We start from the raw sequence: 1,986 nt of genomic DNA, 5'->3' as shown, positions 1-1,986 counted from the left end.
CCCGGAATCGTCACGCGCCGTCGACATTCGCATCATGCGGCTGCGTAAGAAGATCGAGGCCGATCCCGCCAATCCGAAATTCCTGCGCACGGTGCGCGGCGAGGGCTATATCTTCTCGCTGCCGACCGGCGACGGCAACTGAGCACCGGGCCAGAAGGATTCGGTTGCTCGCCAGCCAGAATTGGCACGACTCCGAATTGGCGCGACTCCGGAATGACAGCACAAGATGATCGCTGAAGCAGCAAGCACCGATATGCAAGGGTTCAGGCAGGGCGCGGCGATGGCGGCCGTGCGTGTCGTTCGCCGGCTGCGCGAGGCCGGCGACTGGCAGCGCGAGATAGACGGCATACTGGAAACGCTCTGCCGGGCCATGGATTGCCAGCGCGGCATCCTGTTTCGCTTGCGCGAGCTGCCCGGCCAGGGCTTCGCCCAATCCGTCGCAGCCTACTGGATCGACCCTCTTTTCGGCGGCGAACTGGCGTCGCCGACCGTCATCATGCAATCGATCGTCAATTCGGACCCGCTGCTGGAGCGGCTGGCCGAGGACGAGAGGCAAGGCAAGGTGTTCGCCGGGCATACGCGCGACCTTGAAGGCTTCCTGAGGGCCGACTTCGAAAAACAGCACATCAAGTCGTTTCTGTCGGTGTCGGTATTTGCGCATGGCCATCTCTGGGGGACGCTGGCAGTCAATGACTGCGTCAACGAGCGTGCATGGACGGACGAGGAAGAGGCGACCCTGCACATCATCGCGCTGGCCATCGGCGACGCCATCGAGCGCTCGCCCTCCGACGCCCACGCCAGCGAGGTCATTCGCCGCACCATGCTGCAGGCCTCGCTCGACGCTATCGTCGTCATCGACGAGACCGGCTCGATCATCGAATTCAATCCGGCCGCCGAGAAGATGTTCGGCTTCCAGCGCAGCGACATCCTCGGCAAGGACCTGCTCGATACGATCGTGCCGATCTACTACCGCAAGGGCTATGCCTCAGGGGCCGAATACATGTCCGGCCGCGGCGCGCCGATGGTCGGCCAGCGGCTCGAGACGGTGACCCAGAATGCCGCCGGCGAAGTGTTCCCGATCGAGCTGACGGCGACCGAGATGCGGGTCGCCGACCGCCGCCTGATCTTCGGCTCCATCCGCGACCTGCGCGACAAATTGCGTGCCGAGGAAGAAATCGGCCGGCAGCGCGAGAAGCTGCACCAGAACGAGAAGATGGCGGCAATGGGTTCGTTGCTGGCCGGCGTGTCGCACGAACTCAACAATCCGCTGGCCGTGGTTGTGGCGCAATCGACGCTGCTGCACGAATTCGCTTCCGATCCGCAGACCAAGGTGCGCGCCGAGAAAGTCCGCGCCGCGGCCGAGCGCTGCGGCCGCATCGTCAAGAGCTTCCTGTCGATGGTCCGCCTCCATCCCGCGGCACAGGCCGAGACCGACCTCAACCAGGTGATCCGGTCGGCACTCGAAGTGACCGCCTATGGCGCGCGCTCAAGCGGCATCGTCATCGACACCGATTTCGCCGCCGGCCCGCTGCTGGCCATGGCCGACGCCGACCATGTGACGCAGGTAGCGGCCAACTTCCTCATCAACAGCCAGCACGCCTTGGCTGGCATTGCCGGTGACCGGCTGATCAAGGTGCGGACGTTCCGCAGCGACCGCGGTCATCCCCGCTTCTCGGTCGAGGACAATGGGCCCGGCGTGCCGGAAGCGATCCGCGGCCGCATCTTCGAATCCTATTTCACCACCAAGCCGGTCGGCGTCGGCACCGGCATCGGCCTGTCGATCTCGAAATCGATCATCGAGCGGCACAATGGCAATGTCTGGTTCGAGGAAGTGCTCCCGAGAGGCGCGCGTTTCGTCGTCCAGCTGCCGGCCATCGTGGCCGGCCTCGCCACCGCCGGCGACAACCAGCCGCGATCGAGCGGCCTGCGCCATGCCTTGATCATCGACGACGAGCCGGATGTCGCCGGCTCGCTCTCCGACATTCT

Annotated in this window: 2 protein-coding genes; both read left to right on the top strand. The window is 65.0% G+C overall.

What is annotated here, in order from left to right; all coding sequences use genetic code 11:
* Positions 1–142, top strand: a 142-nt coding sequence (locus EN939_RS31995) for a winged helix-turn-helix domain-containing protein (RefSeq protein ID WP_164751415.1), incomplete at its 5' end; no start/stop codon positions are given.
* Positions 143–226: 84 nt separating this feature from the next.
* A partial coding sequence (locus tag EN939_RS31990) for a GAF domain-containing sensor histidine kinase (protein WP_164751414.1) occupies positions 227–1,986 on the top strand: 1,760 nt, incomplete at its 3' end.

The organism is Mesorhizobium sp. M7A.F.Ca.CA.002.05.1.1 (assembly GCF_003998335.1).
In the GTDB taxonomy this organism is placed as follows: domain Bacteria; phylum Pseudomonadota; class Alphaproteobacteria; order Rhizobiales; family Rhizobiaceae; genus Mesorhizobium.
This window is presented reverse-complemented; position numbering and strand designations above follow the sequence as displayed.